This is a genomic window from Paenibacillus sp. J31R34, assembly GCF_059383715.1.
In genome coordinates this window covers 470,395-488,599 of sequence record NZ_JBXENU010000005.1, presented here as the reverse complement: position 1 = coordinate 488,599, position 18,205 = coordinate 470,395, and the positions used below count along the sequence as shown (strand labels likewise).

General features: G+C 46.0%; 16 protein-coding genes. 2 read left to right on the top strand and 14 right to left on the bottom strand.

Annotated elements, in window-relative coordinates:
• Positions 1-9 precede the first annotated feature (9 nt).
• Positions 10-783: an SDR family NAD(P)-dependent oxidoreductase gene (locus tag AC50YG_RS17135; protein ID WP_494828168.1), complete on the bottom strand. Its 774-nt coding sequence runs from the start codon at positions 781-783 to the stop codon at positions 10-12.
• Positions 784-923: 140 nt separating this feature from the next.
• Between AC50YG_RS17135 and AC50YG_RS17130 the strand changes: the two genes are divergently transcribed.
• Positions 924-1,574: a DUF2625 family protein gene (locus AC50YG_RS17130; RefSeq protein WP_494828167.1), complete on the top strand. Its 651-nt coding sequence runs from the start codon at positions 924-926 to the stop codon at positions 1,572-1,574.
• Between the two features lie 87 nt (positions 1,575-1,661).
• Here the strand turns inward: AC50YG_RS17130 and AC50YG_RS17125 are convergent, their stop codons facing one another.
• Together AC50YG_RS17125 and AC50YG_RS17120 are read right to left on the bottom strand one after the other, a co-directional pair.
• Complete coding sequence (locus AC50YG_RS17125; protein ID WP_494828166.1) at positions 1,662-2,123, bottom strand: chemotaxis protein CheX; 462 nt, start codon at positions 2,121-2,123, stop codon at positions 1,662-1,664.
• Positions 2,124-2,358: 235 nt separating this feature from the next.
• Entirely contained in the window at positions 2,359-3,360 is a 1,002-nt protein-coding gene (locus AC50YG_RS17120; RefSeq protein ID WP_494828165.1) for an HRDC domain-containing protein, read from the bottom strand.
• A 264-nt stretch (positions 3,361-3,624) separates the two neighbouring features.
• Between AC50YG_RS17120 and AC50YG_RS17115 the strand changes: the two genes are divergently transcribed.
• Positions 3,625-3,909: a hypothetical protein gene (locus AC50YG_RS17115; protein WP_494828164.1), complete on the top strand. Its 285-nt coding sequence runs from the start codon at positions 3,625-3,627 to the stop codon at positions 3,907-3,909.
• A gap of 198 nt (positions 3,910-4,107) precedes the next feature.
• On the opposite strand, the gene AC50YG_RS17110 is transcribed toward AC50YG_RS17115, so the two are convergent.
• The 11 genes from AC50YG_RS17110 to AC50YG_RS17060 form a co-directional block, all read right to left on the bottom strand.
• Positions 4,108-5,517 (bottom strand): phosphodiester glycosidase family protein, encoded by a 1,410-nt coding sequence (locus tag AC50YG_RS17110; protein ID WP_494828163.1) that lies wholly within the window; start codon positions 5,515-5,517, stop codon positions 4,108-4,110.
• A gap of 131 nt (positions 5,518-5,648) precedes the next feature.
• On the bottom strand, positions 5,649-7,469 hold the full coding sequence (locus AC50YG_RS17105; protein ID WP_494828196.1) for a helix-turn-helix domain-containing protein: 1,821 nt from the start codon (positions 7,467-7,469) through the stop codon (positions 5,649-5,651).
• A gap of 242 nt (positions 7,470-7,711) precedes the next feature.
• Positions 7,712-8,521 carry a helix-turn-helix transcriptional regulator gene (locus tag AC50YG_RS17100; RefSeq protein ID WP_473760326.1) on the bottom strand — a complete coding sequence of 270 codons (810 nt, stop codon included), beginning with the start codon at positions 8,519-8,521 and terminating at the stop codon, positions 7,712-7,714.
• 34 nt (positions 8,522-8,555) lie between these two features.
• A complete protein-coding gene (locus AC50YG_RS17095) occupies positions 8,556-9,071 on the bottom strand; it encodes an adenylyl-sulfate kinase (protein ID WP_473760328.1) in 516 nt (171 codons plus the stop codon).
• The gene (locus AC50YG_RS17090) at positions 9,068-10,123 is read right to left on the bottom strand and encodes a hypothetical protein (RefSeq protein WP_494828162.1); all 1,056 of its coding nucleotides are present in this window, start codon (positions 10,121-10,123) and stop codon (positions 9,068-9,070) included. Before AC50YG_RS17090 ends, AC50YG_RS17095 begins: the two co-directional genes overlap by 4 nt.
• 20 nt (positions 10,124-10,143) lie before the next feature.
• Positions 10,144-10,881: a phosphocholine cytidylyltransferase family protein gene (locus tag AC50YG_RS17085; RefSeq protein ID WP_473760331.1), complete on the bottom strand. Its 738-nt coding sequence runs from the start codon at positions 10,879-10,881 to the stop codon at positions 10,144-10,146.
• A gap of 17 nt (positions 10,882-10,898) precedes the next feature.
• On the bottom strand, positions 10,899-11,672 hold the full coding sequence (locus AC50YG_RS17080; RefSeq protein WP_494828161.1) for a class I SAM-dependent methyltransferase: 774 nt from the start codon (positions 11,670-11,672) through the stop codon (positions 10,899-10,901).
• A complete protein-coding gene (locus AC50YG_RS17075; RefSeq protein ID WP_494828160.1) occupies positions 11,665-12,279 on the bottom strand; it encodes a gamma-glutamyl-gamma-aminobutyrate hydrolase family protein in 615 nt (204 codons plus the stop codon). Before AC50YG_RS17075 ends, AC50YG_RS17080 begins: the two co-directional genes overlap by 8 nt.
• Positions 12,276-14,606: a PEP/pyruvate-binding domain-containing protein gene (locus AC50YG_RS17070; protein ID WP_494828159.1), complete on the bottom strand. Its 2,331-nt coding sequence runs from the start codon at positions 14,604-14,606 to the stop codon at positions 12,276-12,278. Before AC50YG_RS17070 ends, AC50YG_RS17075 begins: the two co-directional genes overlap by 4 nt.
• A 20-nt stretch (positions 14,607-14,626) precedes the next feature.
• Entirely contained in the window at positions 14,627-17,401 is a 2,775-nt protein-coding gene (locus tag AC50YG_RS17065; RefSeq protein ID WP_494828158.1) for an AMP-binding protein, read from the bottom strand.
• On the bottom strand, positions 17,379-18,203 hold the full coding sequence (locus AC50YG_RS17060) for a hypothetical protein (RefSeq protein WP_494828157.1): 825 nt from the start codon (positions 18,201-18,203) through the stop codon (positions 17,379-17,381). The genes AC50YG_RS17065 and AC50YG_RS17060 overlap by 23 nt, the downstream gene beginning before the upstream one ends.
• Between the last annotated feature and the right edge of the window lie 2 nt (positions 18,204-18,205).

Sequence of the window (18,205 nt, the reverse complement as noted above, 5' to 3'; positions counted from 1 at the left end):
TTCAAAACACTATTTTCGATCCAGCATGCCGCCGAACAATCGGTCAATCAGACGCGGAAAAAGCTGATAAAGCTTAATGCCGAACGCCGCCGATTTCGGCAAATTAATTTCTGCCTTCCTGCGCTCAATAAGCCGCACAATGGCCTTGACTACATAGTCAGGCTTCATCATAAAGAAGCTGACATTTTTCACATAATTGCCTGACGGATCTGCCAGCGAGAAAAACGGCGTGTCAATCGGTCCGGGATTTACCGCCGATACGACAATCCCTTTGCCCCGCAGCTCCATCCGCAGCGAATTGGTAAAGCCGAGCACCGCATGCTTCGTTGCCGTGTAGGCCGTTGACTTGGCTGAGCCGATCTTGCCTGCGAGTGAGGCAATATTTACGATATGACCGCTGCCTTGGGAAAGCATATATGGCAGCACAGCCTTCGTGCAGCGAACGATACCCATATAATTCGTATCCATCATCTGGTCAAATTCTTCGACCGGCATCGTCTCAAAATATTCAAACTGCCCGTAACCAGCATTATTAATCAATATATCGAGACGCCCATGCTTTTGCAGGACAGCCTGAGTGACCTGCTGAACATCTTCCATGCTCGTTACATCCATCTGAAAATAGGAGCTATTGCTGCCGATTTCTGCCACATGCGCCTTCAGCTTCTCCACATTTCGTCCGGTCAGCACCACAATGGCGCCGCGCATCGCAAGCTGCTTTGCAGCAAGTGCTCCTATCCCGCTGGAAGCGCCGGAAATAAGCACAACTTTGCCATTTAACATCCGTCATCACCTAAAGCTAATTCTACTTGATCAGGGCATTTTAAGCAAAGAAACCTTTGTAAAACATTGCTTAGGCTTCCGCCACTTTTTGATTTTGGACAATGCGCTTCTGCCTCAGTACAATAATAAGGAAAGGAAGGATGAGCAAAATGAAATCCTATAAGGAATTAATGGTGCCTGAGGATGCATGGGAAGAAATTCAAAGCCTTGTATCCGAAGCTGCCAATCCCGTTACCATTGTCAGCTGTTCCATTGAGGATGGCAGGAAAACGCTGGAGCATCTGCAAGTTACGAATCGCTCCTATTTGGGGGCTATTGCCTTGGAATGCGGAGGACTGCTTGTCGATTATGGGTGGTTAAAAATATTAGGGGCAGGAAATGAGCGGCTTTCAGGCTCTTTAGCAACTTGGAACAATCCCATCCAAAACATTTTGGTCGTAGCCTATGATATAATTGGCGGCTTCTTTGCCATTCATTCCAATTATAAAACCGTGTTTTATTTGGCACCTGACACGCTTGAATGGGAGGATACCGAGTGTACCTATTCCGAGTTTATAGGCTGGGCGTTGAATGGCGATCTGCATTTATTTTATAAGACAATGCGTTGGGAAAGCTGGATGGCGGACTCCCAAACGCTAAAAGGAGATCAAGCCTTTTCCATTGTCCCCTACCTATGGACTGCCGAAGGGCAAAATATCGAGCAAGCATCCAAAAGGCCCGTAAGCGTACTTGAGCTGTATGAGCTCCATCAGGAAATGGGCAAATCATTAAACACTTTATCCCAGCCGTAGAAAGCCTTTTCCTCCAAAAAGATGGAAATATAAATTCAACTCTTATAAATGCAAAAAAACTCCCTAAGGAGTTTTTCGCCGTTACGATTACGATGCTACCAGCACCTGAATATCCAGTTCACCAATTCCCTCCATAATAAGCGGAACGGTTAATGCTTGCTGCGCTTTAAAGCCAGCAGCAGTTGCAGACTGAATGACCTTCGGCGGTGTAATATCTACATGGACGCCTTGATTCGATAACATCGTGCTCGCATTCCCGCTAATCATGTTGCCAAGCTCAGAAATGGCGCTTCTGCCCATTTCGTCAATTTCAGAAATCGAGAAGCCGCCCATCATAGCCGATATCATCTTCATCGCTACCGATTCGCTTAGTCCAAAAACGATATCAGCGTTCATTTGTCCGTTCAGGCCGATTTGTATCCAAATGTAATTTTCAACAAATTTAACATCTTTCAAGCCTAATTGCCCTGCCGATGGCTTTATCTGGATGACCTGCTCAATTACACTTTTTGCCGCTTCAAGAAACGGATTAATATACTCAGCCTTCATAACGGGAATACGCTCCTTTTCGACAAAGATCGCGATTTTTTATATTCCTCATTATACTTTTAAAAATAGGACAAGTATACTATTTTTATCATTTTTGAACCTTAAGACCTATGAGTTTGTGTTCATTTTCAAATGCTTTACAAGGCAATTTTGAGGATTTTCGCACCAAATTTATGGACCTAGTTAATTTTCGGACATAAAGTACTAGATGAACGCAGCGACACACAATCATGGCTTATATAGCTTGCGCCTGATTTGCATGAGCCTTGCGGTAACGGATTCTAAGCAGCCGCAGCCGTTCATACAGCATATCCACCTGTTCATGCTTCAAGCCCTCTGCTCCATATACTTGCTGAAGCACAGGCTTCAAGTAGCGGTCGCCCAACTGCTCGAACGTTTCCCAGACAAGCTGCTGCTCGGATTCCGGCATATGCAGCAGCTCGCGTGCAATAAGAGGCTCGACATCATATCCTTCAGCTTCAAGCTGTTCGATTCTGTCCATTATTTCCCTGCGCGACAGCTCGAGGCCGGCGCCTAGCTGCTCCAGCGTCTCCTCGCTGTTCAAACAGCTGAGAATCCGCTTTTTCTGCAGCTGCTTGTCCATCTCGTTTTTGAATTTTACTTCCTTCTGCTTATACAACCACCTTGTAAAATCAGACTTGTCCAGCAGCTGCTCTACCCAGTCAAGCGGAAAGCTTGTTTCACGGGCATGCTTCTCTGTAATCGCCAAAATTTCAGCTCCATATCGATTTTGCTTGCTCTCTCCCCACCCGGGAATTTGCAGCAGTTCTTCGGCCGTATGCGGTATAAACGTACTGAACATCCACAGCATCCGATTCGTTGCAATGAGGTAAGCCGACCTCTTCTCTCCTCCTGCTTTCACCCTGCGCCAATCTCTTAATTGTTCAAACAAGTCTTGATCTGCGTTCAGTTCGCCATAACACTGCACCATAGCCTGCAAGCTGCCCATTCCCGAATGGCGCCGGCCTTCCAGCATAGATTCAATGACCGGCGTAAAGCCCTCTCCCATTCGTACCGCAACTCCATGGCGGAAGGCGAGCAGCATGTCCTCCCAGGAAACGCCTTCATACCAGACATCAGGCGCAGTTGCCGTATGCTCGCCATCGACCCATAGTACTGACCAAATGCCCTCCTGTTCGCAAATCGACAATTGGGCGGTATGTACGCCCTCCTCCATCGAGGATTTTTCAAATGTGTTCAAAAAGAAAATTTGCATCTTTCATCTCTCCCTGGCTGCTCCAATTTCAAATAAAAGGACATAAAAAAAGCACCTCCCCATAGCTCATCCAGAGCCATAGAGAGGTGCTTCCTCACGTTCAAATATTCGATTAGCAGTATATTATCATATGCTTTTCAATCTGACAAGCTTTTATATACAGATATAGCAGTTGCTTTATAAACTGCATGATGCCCTTCGAACAGGGAACAATGAAAGCGCAGGTATTGCAAATGCAAAATGGAAGGAGAAAGGATGATCCACATGGACGGTTTTACCGAAGAGGACCGCAAGCGCTCAACCGATGTCTCAACCGTAGAATCACAGCGAAATGACCTGGTGCCGGAGGAGTTTCCAGAAGGGCCTTACGCAGCGGAGAGACCCGGTCTGCCGCTTGGCAAAAGCTCGCCATGGCGCAAAGATCAGCGCCCTAATAACCGTTTCAGCTATGAAAACCGCGCTCTGCATGCAGATTTGAAACGCGACTATCCCGGAGCAGATGATGAATTTGTGCTCTCCACCGAGACAGAAGAAGAGGAACAGAGCTAGAAAGACAAATTTTACTCAAGCCCCTTCAACGAATTTACCGCACAAACGCCTGCTCGCCAGGTATGAAAAAAAGGTTCAGCGAGACCTCGTCTCGCTGAACCTTTTTGGCTGTTGCCGCTTCAAGGCAGGCCGTATTTTTTACGTCATGCTGCCTTTTAGTGCTCTCTTTCTGTCAATTAAACAGCTTTCAAGCAACCCTTACCATTTTGGCAAGGAGCTGAATACAAGCGCATTGCTGAGCTCGCGTCCGGCAGGCGTAATTTGCTTGCCATTCGCATACAAGCCGGAAGATGCGCCGCCATCCAAATTCATCGCCTGCTTAGCACCCAGGCTGACCATAATTTGTCCCCATTGCTTTATGGTCGCAGCCGGAACCGTAACCAGCAAAATCGAGCCATCGTTCATTATCGCAATTCCGCTTCGTGCGCCAGAGTCGGTTAAAATTTTCGGGCTGACAAAACCCTCGTTCGCTGGATCAACGGCCAGCTTGCCATCCTTCACTAGGCGCGGGCCCGCACCAATTGCGGTATGCACCTCGCTCCAGTCAATCGCTTTGCCGGAAACATCGTTATAGCTGACGGTATAGTCAACGTAGCTGCCTTTTTGGAAACGGCTCGCCAAATGCTCCTCCTCCCCTGTAAAGAAGAGAACATACCCGTCCTTCGGAATATCGACATTCGTATTTTTGCTAACCTTCGTTACGATACCCTTGCTAACCGTTACGGCTGAGCCTGTGGTCATGCCGATTTTGCTGCCGCGCTTCGGCGTGTACATAATGGCAGCTGTTCTGCCTGGAGTAGGTGTCCGATTAACGAAATACACATACCAGCTTTGTGAGGATTTCCCGGGGCTGCTTACTTTGCCGCTCATCTTCACCTGCAGCGTATCCATAAGAGCCGAGCCGTCCCATTGAAACCCAATGCTCGTTCCTGTATTTCCAATATGCTCGACAACGCCATCGCTAATGATGTTGCCATAAGGCTCAGGAATTCCGCCATACGATTCAAAATACGTGCCATTAATGGCTGCTGCTGCATTGTACAGGGAAGCAATTCCAGATAAGCCCTGCGTCAACCCGACTGTCCTGCTAGACAGGCCTGCTGTTACGGGCATCCCTTTCGGAATCGCCACGGTTTGAACGGTGAAGGAACGTCCCCCTGCGGACACGCGCTTCGAAGCCGCCACAGCCTTGTAAGAAGTTGATGCTGCGCGGATCGTTACTGGCAGCTCAAGCTTGCCCTTATAGGAAGCGGAGGTCACATGAACACGAATTTTAGTTTTCCCTGCGGAGACAGGGATAATAACGCCATCGCTGTTCACGCGCGCTACCGCGCCATTGCCTGATTCATATCGCAGCGTCACCTGCTCTGACAGCTTCAGCTTTGCGAGCAGCGGCAGCCTTTCATTAAGAGCAACCGTTACGGCTGATGCTGGATACGTAATCGTGACATTTTTGACAGTTGATTGTGCTTCAGCTGCATACGCCGAACCTCCAAAATTGTAGGCCGTTTCTCCGCCTGCTGAGCTTAGCAGCAGAAGCGACGTGCCTCCGACTAAGACTGTACGCTGCATACTTTTTTTCCATGATGACTGGTTTAATGATTTCATTGTTGTTTCTAGTCCTCCCTAGCTATGTCCAAAATTAGGCTCTTATACCTATATCGGCAGAACTAGGGAACAATTGAACCATTTGGTCCAACTTTGTTTATGCCTTTTTTAAAAATAGATCGCTTTCCTCATCATTTCGAATGGGCTCGGTGTATGTTTCGATATTCTCCTGGAGGAATTTCTTGAATCTTTTTGAATGCTCTGTAGAATGAAATGACGTTCTGATAACCAATTTGCTCCGCAATGGATTGAATCGGTTCATCCGTCTCCGATAATAATCGTTTCGCATATTCAAGCCTGACTCTCAGAACGTAATCAATGAATTTTTCGCCCAGTTCTTCCTTAAAAAGCTGGCTTAATGAACTGGGCTGAAGTTTAAGATAGGCGCTAACACCCGAAAGAGAAAGAAGGGGATCAGCGAAATTCATATCGATATAGCTTTTGGCTTGGAAAGCGATAACATGATGTCTTCTAGCCTGACGATCTTGATCTGCACTAGCTTCGAATGCCAGCATCGTACTCATAAGCTCTTTCTCAAGCTCATCCAAAGTTTCTGACTGAGCCCAAAGCTCTGTAAACTTATAAAGGAATTCATTCCTCCATAGCTGTTGAATTCCCGGATTCAATACGTTGATTTCTTTCTCCATCTGCATCACAAAGCTTTTAACGAACGCAAACATTTCATGTTTATCAAATCTCATCTCTCTTAGCTGCTTGAACAGTTGTGTCAGTTTTTTATTACAATCGCATTCATTTTTGCGGAACGAGTGTACAATATTTTCTATAGCTTGCAAATAGGCGTAATTGTCCAGACTGATTTTTCCTGAGCTTACCCGATTATCTATCAACGTATTCGTTCCAAAAACAGGCTTTAAAGAAACATTCTCCTTCGCATTGCGATACGATTCCGCGATTGTCTCAATGCTATCTGAATCAGCTCCAATCCCTATCGTTACCGTCAACTCCAGATTGTGCAAAATCCAGGATTGAAATTCACTCGCAAGCTCTATTACTGGTTTCGCAACTGATAATTCTGATTTGCATTGATGAACAACAAACGCGATACGATTTGGCTCCATCCAAGCATGCCAAACAAAAATCTTACACTGCTCTCCTAAATCGTGAAATGCGTTTTCAATTATGAATTTGAGTAGATGCTGATCTCTGGGATTATATTTTTCTGTGAAACGTGTGTAGTAATCTATTTCAACTATGATGACACTGAGGCGATCGAATAGATACGGCATATTAAGAGCTGTCATTTGAGTCTCGAACTGCTTGTCAGTCAAGACCTGCTGCCCTGACAGCAAATCATAAAATAGACGTTGCTGGCGAAGCAGACTGTATTCCTTAAACAAGCTTTCATAATCTAGGGACTTCTTAAGAAGCTGATCCAATGCCATCTCAATGAACGTAAATTCATTATTCGTATTTTTAATGCCTACTTCCTCACTTTGTCTAATGGAGTATTGCCCCAGCTTATTAAGGATGGATTGAGTCGGTTTATAGCGAATATGTTTTACAAGAGTAAATCCAACAAGAATCATTAAGATACTAATGACCACTATTAACATCCATCTGCCTGAAAAAACAGAAAGCGTTGTGTCATTTATGTCAACCGCCCTACTTGAATAGAACTTCCAGTCTGTATACTTGGAATGAACGATAGTCGTAGAGTCAGCATTCTCCTTATTCGAATTTGCAAGATTAAAATTTATATTACCTATTAATCCCAAAGAGTTTGAATCGCTATCTTTGGATGATTGAAGGGAGTATGCGCCTAAATCGGGAATGATTCGTTGTTCAGCTTCAATGGCTTGATTAATCTCAATATTTTTATTATTGGAATTTTGATGTGATGCACCGAGAAAGATAAATAAAAAGGAAATAATCGCTATAGATACAATAAAAATATATAATGATATCAATTGGTAATAATCATTCATCCTCATCACAGCAAATACCTCCATTATGTGGACAGTCTAATCTAATCTCTTTACCAATTATACATAATATGAAAAAAAAAGATAAGATGGGCATCTATAGTTTACGCTTAGTAAACTATAGATGCTTTTCAGCTATTAGATGTAACATAATGGCGTTCCTATAAAGAGTATTGTCGTTCGCATGTATCGGATAACGGATAAAGGTTCCAAAAAAAAACGCCCCATAAAAATGGGACGTAAGGCAAGGCTCAATAATAGGGTTCTATCCAACTTGTATTCATCATGGTAGCTGCGCGATCCCGATTTGGCGAAACGCCATAATAACGTTTGTAAATGGAGCCGAATTGGGAGCTAGATACATAGCCTATGGAATGAGCGATTTCTTTCATTTTCATATTCGTGCTTCGAACAAACACACTAGCCTTTCTCATACGAATCTGCTGCAAATGCTGCATCGGGGATACTTGATACACTCTCGTATATACGCTGCTCAAATAAACGGGATGGCAGCCTACTAATTTCGAAAGGTCGTGAAGCGTAAGCGGCTTCTCATAATGAAGCAGCATATAGCGATATACGAAACTTATTCGTTTGTCGATCTGTTCAGAAGACCTTCGGGCTGATTCCATTGCGCATACTTTTCTTTTCGGATTCGACTGGATGAATAATTGTAGATACCGCTCTAATACATGGATATCCTGTTCAGTCTGAACAGGATTTTTCAATAGCTGCTGTGCTAATTCCCGATCAGCGGGTTTGATGATTGATATAGTCCATTCGGCTTCCTCGTCTGTGCGTTCACCTTCAATATTGCAGACAATCCCTTTATAGCTAATCGTAGGTTCGTGCTGCGGCACGATGCACAGTGGACCCGAGGCAAGCAGAAGCTCCTCCCTGCCTAACGAAATGGCTTGCTGCTCCTGCATAAGCTCCATTGGATTGAGCGCAAGCAGCAGCATGATTTGATCCCCATGGATCAGCTGTAGGGGTCGTTGCGACTTTCTGTTCATCGTAATCGACTGCTGAGATATTAAGGAATAGAATTGAATCTTTAACATAACCTCATTCCCCCGTCTCTCCGCCAAATCCCGATTATTCAGGCAGCTTCAAGATTTGTGTAACAATTGCATCTAAAGAAGCAGATGCCTCATTAACGACAATTAGATCAGGTTGCGATGGTTCTTCAAAATCCATATCCATACCAACAACCTCCTGTACCTGTCCGTTCAAAGCCCCAGTATACAGCTCCTTTTGATTACGAGCAATTAGCGTATCTTTGGATACACGCAGGTAGATTTCATAGTAATGCGAAATATTTTCCTTATTCCATGCCCGGCAGGAATGGAACATAGAGATCGTCGCGCACACCACATCCAATCCTTGCAAAGCCAGCATCCTGCACATCCTTGCATTACGCATGGCACTTGCATGTCGGTCAGCGCTAGAGTAGCCAAGATCATGGCCGAAAACCTCTCTTAGCATATCGCCGTCAAGAAAAACAACCGCATCGCTTTTTGCCTTCAACTGAGTATATACTCGTTTACCTATTGTGGTTTTTCCTGAGCCCGCAAGTCCTGTAATCCAATAAACGCGGCCCGATTCGTTCAACTTGTTTCCTCCCCGACTTTATTCAAGCATTCTAGCAGCTGCATAAGAAGCTCACTTTCTTTCATGCAAGCATCCAAATAAGGCCGTATAGTCAACGCATAGGCTTGCGCATTAGGCCGATCCGGCTTGACATAATATTGAACGACCTTGGTTCGGATTAACGTCCAATTGTTGTACAGATCAGTGAAGCCCTTGTGCAATTCTTCATAAACATTGCTACCGAATATACCTTGCTTTTTCAAATAGTCAATAAGCATTAGATTGCGTTCCTGATAAAATAATGAGTATGTCAGTCGGTGAGTCATATTGGAGTTGAGAGCATGGGCAGAGAGAATAATTTCACTAAATTGATCGCGAAGGTACTCCAATACACCTAGACCTCTCTTTATTGTCATTTCCTCCGAAACTATAGATTCGCCATAAAGCTGTTTTTCAATATTCGATTGGATGATCCTATAAGGCACCTGCGGGTCCAACTGCTCCTTAATAACGCGGAGCCCTAATCCAAACAACTGATCTTCGGGAATCGAGTCGTAGGAAAGCTGGAAATCCTGGTAACTTATTTCATGCTTAACGATATTCCCTGGTGGAACGCAGTCTTCCACCATATAGAATGTGGATAGCTCGTCACTATACCCATAGATCAAAACAGGATGAATCAAATCCGTTTTACGGCATTCAAGGCAGAAGGGAAAATGAAAACGATTCAATCGTAGAATACAATACATACCCTGATTCAAATAACCTTTGACGAGTTCGATAGCATCGGTATCTCTGTAGAGTGGCAATTCAACCTTCTGAAAATATTCATCATATAGCACGTCTGGCAAATTCCTTGTAACATACGGGACCAATGCGCCATTCTCTTGTTTTTCCTTGTAAGCTGCGTCAGTTATTAATTCACGATTGGGGATCTCTATTTCATATTGAGATGTAATAAGAGGGACCATACATTCAAAAGCCGAATCCCTCGTCATTAGAATGGCGATCACATTATTCCAATAACAATCAATTCGGTTCGTGTTATAGGGCACAAAATCCAGTTTGAACACCGTCATTCCCTCCTTCCGGTTTATAGCCTGTCTCCATACTTGTTCTCATAGAGCAACAGGTCTGATTCGTGATCAACTTCTAACCATAGTCCGCGATAAGGAATTGCCTTAATGGCAATCCCCTGTTCGATTAATCCGGCTAGCAAAGCCGTCAAATCCATGCGCTCCACTAGGCTTTGATCCTGCAAGGAGAGAAATTGTTGAATCATCCGCCACCCCTTTGGCGAAATACGGAGCAACCCCATGAATTGCCCTTCCACCTCCTGAAGAGATGTTGGCCTGCCGCCGATTTCAATAACTCGGCTGTCGCTTCCCAGTCTGAACGTTTCGGCATCGCTTAACGGATTATGGAATCGGTCTTCCCACAAGGGAAGCCAGTTGATATTGTAAGGAATGACAATATCGTCATCTTCATCTGCGCGCAGCATAAGCTCGATAACATCAGACGTATAGACGATATCGGTATAGCTAACGATGCAAGGCTCGCGCTCCAGCCAATCGGAAGCACAGCACAGACTGGCAAGCATATTCGTTTGTTCCCATTCCCTATTCTCGAAGTATGTTGCTCCAGCCACTTGTATCCTACCCGCCATATATCCGCGGACGATCGCGATATCGCGGATGGAAGCCTCGCGAAGTGCTTCAAGCTGTCGATCAATTAATCGTTTGCCTAGCAGCATAGTGCGGCATTTCGGCTCATGCAGGGTATGGGAGCCTAACCTGCTCCCACGTCCTGCCGCCAATAGAATAGCTTTCATCTCATGCAACCCGCTTCCTATATGGCTTGGACTGTCCAAGCTCTCGTCTTGTAAGGCACCTCAATTTCATCAATCTGGCCTAAACATAAGCTGATCTCGTCCATAATCTTCTCGAACAGAATCTGCCCCGCTTGTACTTGAATATCATTTACCGAACGCCAAGCGTTCAAATAACGTTCTTTTGTCATAATAACGGTATGAGGAGCCTCCATGAATATTAAGCGATCAAAATGCCCCGTAGATAACAGCGCCTCCTCGACGCCGCTCATGTGGCTCTGCGAGCCTGATGAAACACGCTTTAAATCAGGGACATAATGTTTTACTATGCTTTCAATCTGCTGATGCAGTTCATTTCGCTCAATATCCCGCGGATTCCATAAAGCAGTAAAATGCCCCCCTTCTTTCAAGATACGATGAAACTCGCTTAACGCTTGCTTTTGATCTGTCCAATGAAAGGAAGAGGCCATAAATACCCAGTTTACTGAATCATTCGCCAAGCCTGTTGCCTCCGCAAAACCTTTTTGCCAAGCAAACTGATTATTGCAGGTGTCCAGACGAATACCTTCTTCCCGCATGGCATCGTTAGGCTCGACAGCTACACCCCTCATTCCGAGCTTAGCGAGTATTTCGGTTAACTTCCCGGTTCCCGCACCTACATCTGCTGCCACAAAACCCTCGCTAGCTGCTCCCGTATGCGACATCAGCGCACGAAGAATATCTTCTGAATAACCCGGTCTGTTGACATATTGTTTGGCCAGTAAAGTAAAATCACCGTGCATCATTTTATTCATTCTCATTCTCTCCTCCGAATAAATGTTTTATCATGCTCATATCACTTGATTCAAACGGCATTTCCCGTTCTGGATGCCACATAATTCCTTTGATGCTGGCATGCTTGTACATGACCGCCTCAATGATCCCATCGGCAGCCCTTGCGGTTACAACGAGCTTATCCACAGTCTTTCGAGATCCGTAGCGGTGAAAGCTGTTCTTGCTCAAGCTGCCTTCATTCGTATGCACAGCATGATGCACCGCAACATGGCCCTCGATCCTCTCCAGTTCGATGCCCCAAAAATCCTGAAGCATTTGCATACCTCTACATACGCCCAGCAAGGGTTTGCCACTGTCACATGCATATTGAATGAGAAATCGCTCTACCTCATCCCTCTCAGGTGAACTCCCGCCATACGTTAGCAGATCGTTGCCCCCCGTCATAATCACGCCTCGGATCGGCAGACTGCGTATCATCTCCTGTACCGTTGGCAAATGATTGGGCAGCAGAATCGGCATATAGCCGCAGTTGGCTAAAAGGTTGATCCAGCTTTGGTCAATAGCGTCTCTTCGCTCACCGCGGCTTGCTACCTCATCGACACGCATCGTAATGCCAATCATAATCATTGAATGATCCTCATGTTTTTCCCCGCGCAATCGATGGCAAGCACCTTGGCATTGCCGTAGTGGTTATACAAATTTTCTCCTACTCCAATTACGGCGGGAATCGAAAGCTCTCCAGCACGAATAGCCATATGTGAATTGACGCCTCCGTACATGGTTACTAGGCCAGCAATTCCTTTGGAAAAAATCCAGTCATAACCGGGATCGGCACTCGGAAGAAATAAAATGCTTCCCCGCAAGCTTTCATGATCCTCATTTGAGAATGCAATCTTGCTGGTGACCTGATTCATGGTAATAAAATTCGGCTCCAGCTCCGGTTGACTGAAACACCATACATTAGATGGCTCGGTGATCAATGGCGGCAGCTCCAGCTGCAAGGTCGCCTCATATCTTTGCTTGCCAGCCTTAACGCTACCCTGCAGCAAGGCTTGTATATCGCAATCCGACTCATAAGCTCGTTTGATTACCTCAATATTGGCAAAGGAAGCCTCCTCCTTCGAAATACCGCATTCCTCCGCCAATTGACCAAATAGCCGAATGGCCTCGCTTAAGCTTTTTGTGAATACAAACTTGGAATATTCCCTTCCCTCAATCGCCGTCTTAAAAAAGTCGAATAGCCCCAGCACATTTCCATCTAAGAGACCGTGCTCTATCAGCAAAGCTTGAATCCGTTTATATTGAGCAAGCGAAAGAAAGAAGGATGGCTTCTCTATCACACCGCTCAGCTCGCGCGAAGAGGAAAATTCAAAATACTGCTCTGGTGCTTCGTCATAACGAAGCGAACAAATCTCATAGGTTCCAGGTCGTAAATGTCCATATTTCGCTAGAAATTCCTCCATATCTAGCTGTGCGTAATCCATACTGATTTGTGTACTGACTGTCTCTAGACTACTCATATAACGATGGTAGTCGCTTTCCGATAGAATACCAATGGAGACGAGGGAACGAAGCATTTGTACGGCTACGAATCCCCCTCTTGCCAGCCCAGCGAATGGCAGCGTACCATAACGCTTGCAATCCTCTAGCAGCCAGTAAATTTTTGAAACCTTGTCGATTGAGCTGTCCAGCAATTCCGAACGCCTTGCTTCCAGCTGGTTGATTTTACTCAAATCATTTTGTAACAAGCCATTTTCCGTACATACAATATGATTCGTGAGATCCTTCAGGCAAAGACTAAGCTGCTCCAATTCCGGCTTTGTGAATCCATGCTCATAGAGAATCTCCAATCTGGTATCCAGATCGAAGGTAAAACAAGAAAAGATGATCTCAAACTCGACCTTGTCATGATTCTGAGGGTTATCGATCAAGCTTTGCATATAATAATTCAGGAGCTTCTCGCTTAATTCGGCATCCAGCTCCTTTGGCAAGAAGGAGTTGAAGCTGACTCTTACATCGATATATGGAAATCCTCCTAGATCGATGAGCAGAGGAAAGCTCCTGACATTTTTATATCCGTATTGACTCCGCTGATAGGCCCATATGCTGTCCGTCACTAATTCTTTGTACAGCGATAGCGCGAGCGGCCGGGGCCGAATGCCGATTATTTCGGCTGGATTCCAGTCGGGCATGACACCGTAGACCGTTTTGTGTCCATAAAGGTAAGGCTGCCTCGCTTGACCTTGTCCTACTTTGTCATAGATCCGTTTTAGTATCGCAGATTGATGGTCAAGGCTTGCTAAATCGCAGGTTAATAACAAGGGCCGAACCTGAAAAAGATACAGCTTGCCCGCCTTGTCCACTGCAAACTCAATATCGAGCCTGGGTGTCTCGAATATATGCTCCAGTTCATCCATCAAGTCAACAATTTGACCCAGTGGCCTCACTGCAGGCAGTGGCGAACCTTTGAAATAATGATAGGTTTTGAGATGATTAGTTGCGCCTGAGGTGACAGCATCGGTTGCACCGCTGACATCATCGTAGTTGATGACGATATAATTGCCGCCATTATTAGGATTAACTCCAAAGGCAACTCCGCTGATCGCAACATTAGGAAGCATCGGTTGTATGAATACATGATGGACCGGATCCTCGTCTTGATAGGAGGCAAGCACCCTGTTAACTGCCTGTATGACTTCGCTCTCTCCAAACACATCAAGAACGGAATCATAGCGACCTGCATAGGAAGCCGCAGCCCCATCCTCCCAAGCCGCACTGCTTCGTACAATTAGTGGCGCCCCCGACCATGAAAGCTGCCTAAGGCTGTCTAAAACGTCCGATTGGCGATAACGCCACTCATATGCGGTAAATTGAAGCTGGGGTAGTACGATTGCACACTTGACTAGTCTCTCAAGCCTCTCCAACGTTTCTGATTTTGTACCGAATAGGATCAATCCACTCTCACCCAGCCCCCTTATCGCACGGCATTGTCCACTTGACGCTCAGACAATAATTGGACTTGATATTCCAATCTGTCGGTGTCGCCAAGCTCATGCTCTTCTGCGAGTAATTTCATGCACAGACGATGTACCATCGTACGAATAATGGCAGGGTTCTCTACGAACTCTCCATATTGCTTCTCAAACTTAAACGGGAATGCCAGGAGCTCCATCAGGTTATCGTAGTTGTAATAATCGTGTCCTGGATAACCCCATGCCCGATATTTAATTCGAAGCATGCTCTCAAGCCTGAATTTGTCGAAAGAAGACAATAACTCATCATAAGATTTCGAGATGGTACGTGTATTAAATCCGGATACAACCTCGGATGTTAATGAATTCCACCATTTCATGCCGCCAAACGTGCTGTGAAGCAAACTTTCATCCCAATCAATGCCCAGATGCTTGCATATAAGCTCAAGTGTAGCCTCCGGCTTTACATGCAAATCCTCTAGTTTCACCAAATACGTCCGGTCTGTCCAGCGCGCTGATACAGGGACGCCATGGAACAGAGCTTGCAGTTGAAAGCATAAGTTATAAACACTCGCTTTGCCTACATGCAACTGGTAGTTCAGTGCGGAAGCAAACGCAATAACGGGATTTCGAATCATATGAAATAATTTAGCGAAGGGAAAAAGCTCAATGAGCTGCTCGGTCTCCGCGACGCTCGTTCCGAAGTGAATGCCACCTTCAATAATGACCGGAAGCTCTGAGGTGAAGTCATAGGTTCTTCCCATCGCGCAAGATGCCGCAAGCTGTACGGCTTGGTAGAAAAATGCCTTGTCCATCAGATCCGCCGACTCCGTAATTTCCAGAAATGCCGTCTTAAATTGGACTCGGTCAATCGTGAAAATCTGATCTCTGCCTTCACCTAAGGTGCACATCCCGTTTTGCTTCGGTTCTTCGAGAATGCAGCCCTCATTGAACTCGTCAGGGAACGTTTTGAATATCGCATCAACGATTCCCTCCTTGTCCATGCTCCCTTCACTCGGTTTGATCGTTGATTGCCACAGCTTGAAAATTTCCATACCGTTCAACATGGTTAATATAATATTCGGATGACCGTCTAGCAGACTTTTCATCAAATGCGTGCCGCTTCGACCATAGCAATACATACTTACCACTTTATTTAATGAAGCCGCAAAGTCTCTCTTCGTGAATGCAGCGCGTTCCATAAGCATGTGAATACGCGCAAGATCTTTCTCAATCTCAGGCATATATTCACTAGAGACTGAAGAACGTTTCGCTCTCCTATAGAGATCATTTGCTTCAAGCAGCCGGCCTTGCTTTTCGTATAAAGATCCGAGCTCCAGCAGCAGTGACACCTTTTGAGGTTCCTGGTAAAGCAGCTTCTGCAACCGTTCCTCCTCCCGATTCAGTAAATGGGGATTTATCCGAATCAACTTGCCCGTCGATGTTCTTGGAAGCTTGCTTGTCCAATAAAACCGTCTAGGCACTTTATAATCGGCCATGTGTTCTCGACACCATTCCAGCAAGCTGGACTCCAGCAATGATTCCTGCCGCTCAATATGAGCTTCAACAATCTTGTTGTCCTCTGACAAACAGACAAGCGCATTACGGATTTTCGGGTGGCACTTCAGCTTAAGCTCGATCTCCTGAAGATTCACTTTAAGTCCGCCGATTATCTTAATACTGTCTGAACGCCCGGCTAAATATAAAAACTGCTCCTCGTTAATGGAACCCGTATCCGATGTGTTGAACCATCCCTTGCTCCATCTTTCGTTCACGGTGCGAGGAAGATAGGGAGATTCCCGCAATTCCGCCAGCACCTCATCGTTCTCAATCCGCAAGCTTACTCCCGGCAGTGGGCGACCTACGCTCTCCGGATATTTGCCGTCCCAGTCCATGGTCAGAACGCCGGTCTCGCTTGTCCCGTATTGCTGACCGATCCTGACTCCATATCTGTCGTAAAAAGCTTCATAAACCTCTAGAGAGAGAGCCTCCCCAGCAGAAATGGCATGCTTAAGGTCAGGGAGAGGCCCCGAACCCGGCGCTTGTCCTAATAGTTGATAGTGGAACGGAACGCCATACATCACCGTAATCCTTTCCTCCCGGAGTGTCTGAAGGATAGATTGGCTCTGGTGACTTCGCGGAAAATATAAGCACGACCCTGTGAATAATGTGAGCAGCAGTCCATTAAGCAAACCGAATGTATGCGTAAGCGGGGACAAGGCCAGAACACGATCATCGCTTGATAACAAAGGTACCGCTGTCAATTTGTGCAGATCGCCAAGGATCGCTTCTGCCGTTCTACCGATTGCTTTCGGCTTGCCCGTTGAGCCCGATGTGAACAAATGAAGCACGCATTCGGGCTCGCAGCTTTTGCTTTGCTGGAGCTTCACGATTTCGAAGGAAACTTTTTCGGCAAAGGTTGCCAGCGGATGACTCTGATCGGTTGAGCGAATATAATAGTGTGGACCATATTCCTGCAGCAACGCCTCGGTTTCCGTCCGTTTCAAACGGCTGTCCAGCAGCATCGCCTGAGCCCCTTGACTCCATACGGCAAATAACATATAAACAAAGGTCAGGGAGCTTTTGACTTGCAGCGCAATGAGATCCCCTTCCTTGACGCCTGCTTCCGACAGCTGCAGCCGCCCTCTTTCGATTTCCTCGAAAAGCTGCCCGTACGTTACAGAAGAAGAGAATTTCATAGCCAAGCGCGAGGGCTCTGCTGAGCTTGAAATCAACGCCTGATAGAATGCTTGCTTATCGATTGAGTTTAATTGCATGGCAGCCTCCACCGAATTCATAATCGTAAATAATAACCGGGGCGGCTAATTCCCCTTTTTTTAATCGATCGACAGCAATGACCAAATCCGCTAACCCTTGGTTGCCGGCAAACGGTCGTACAGGCAGCCCGGTGCTCAAGGGCTCAGTCAAGCTTTCGACCGCTTCAATATAAATAAGAAGCTCATCGCCACAATCTGAGAAACCATCTCCCTTGGCGCTCTCCAGTAAGAGCGAGATGGCATGATCGCATGATCGCAAGGTCACCTCTGAATCAACAAGCTCCGCAAGCAGTTCGTCGGAACGGCTGCTTTGCAGCTCTACTCCAATGACTAGTACCTGCTCAACATCTGGTTGATCCATATAGATTGCAGCTAGATCGAGCAAGGAGACAAGTCCGTTCCCGAAGTGGGAGACCGCTGATATCAAGCCGGTAAAGCCAAATTGTTTGGAAGCGTAGCCAAGAATGGAATTAGGAACGGATTGATAAAACAATAAAGGATTATGAACTTTGCCTTGAAGCAAGTTCTGACTTGCCCGATCTGCAGTAGCCGTATCGCCAAACGCACTGCCAAGCAAGATAGCCAGCTTCTGGTGCGAGCGAATCGTACCCGACTCCACATGTTTTTTCAAAATCTGATACACCATGGGATTGAAGGCGGATTCGATAAAACCGGGGACGGGTTCTATCGCAATCGACCGGGTTGGCTCTTCCGCCGCTTTAAGCATATCCGCATAATCGGCGAGACCTTCGATGGAATGTCCCCATGGACCTAAGCATTCAGTCGCTGTCACCTTCAGCATAA

Excerpts from the sequence above, each read along its gene's own strand:
- AC50YG_RS17135 (WP_494828168.1), bottom strand. The coding sequence starts at position 783 with ATGTTAAATGGCAAAGTTGTGCTTATTTCCGGCGCTTCCAGCGGGATA.
- AC50YG_RS17130 (WP_494828167.1), top strand. The coding sequence starts at position 924 with ATGAGCAAAATGAAATCCTATAAGGAATTAATGGTGCCTGAGGATGCA.
- AC50YG_RS17125 (WP_494828166.1), bottom strand. The coding sequence starts at position 2,123 with ATGAAGGCTGAGTATATTAATCCGTTTCTTGAAGCGGCAAAAAGTGTA.
- AC50YG_RS17120 (WP_494828165.1), bottom strand. The coding sequence starts at position 3,360 with ATGCAAATTTTCTTTTTGAACACATTTGAAAAATCCTCGATGGAGGAG.
- AC50YG_RS17115 (WP_494828164.1), top strand. The coding sequence starts at position 3,625 with ATGGACGGTTTTACCGAAGAGGACCGCAAGCGCTCAACCGATGTCTCA.
- AC50YG_RS17110 (WP_494828163.1), bottom strand. The coding sequence starts at position 5,517 with ATGAAATCATTAAACCAGTCATCATGGAAAAAAAGTATGCAGCGTACA.
- AC50YG_RS17105 (WP_494828196.1), bottom strand. The coding sequence starts at position 7,469 with ATGAGGATGAATGATTATTACCAATTGATATCATTATATATTTTTATT.
- AC50YG_RS17100 (WP_473760326.1), bottom strand. The coding sequence starts at position 8,521 with ATGTTAAAGATTCAATTCTATTCCTTAATATCTCAGCAGTCGATTACG.
- AC50YG_RS17085 (WP_473760331.1), bottom strand. The coding sequence starts at position 10,881 with ATGAAAGCTATTCTATTGGCGGCAGGACGTGGGAGCAGGTTAGGCTCC.
- AC50YG_RS17080 (WP_494828161.1), bottom strand. The coding sequence starts at position 11,672 with ATGAATAAAATGATGCACGGTGATTTTACTTTACTGGCCAAACAATAT.
- AC50YG_RS17075 (WP_494828160.1), bottom strand. The coding sequence starts at position 12,279 with ATGATTATGATTGGCATTACGATGCGTGTCGATGAGGTAGCAAGCCGC.
- AC50YG_RS17065 (WP_494828158.1), bottom strand. The coding sequence starts at position 17,401 with ATGCAATTAAACTCAATCGATAAGCAAGCATTCTATCAGGCGTTGATT.
- AC50YG_RS17060 (WP_494828157.1), bottom strand. The coding sequence starts at position 18,203 with ATGCTGAAGGTGACAGCGACTGAATGCTTAGGTCCATGGGGACATTCC.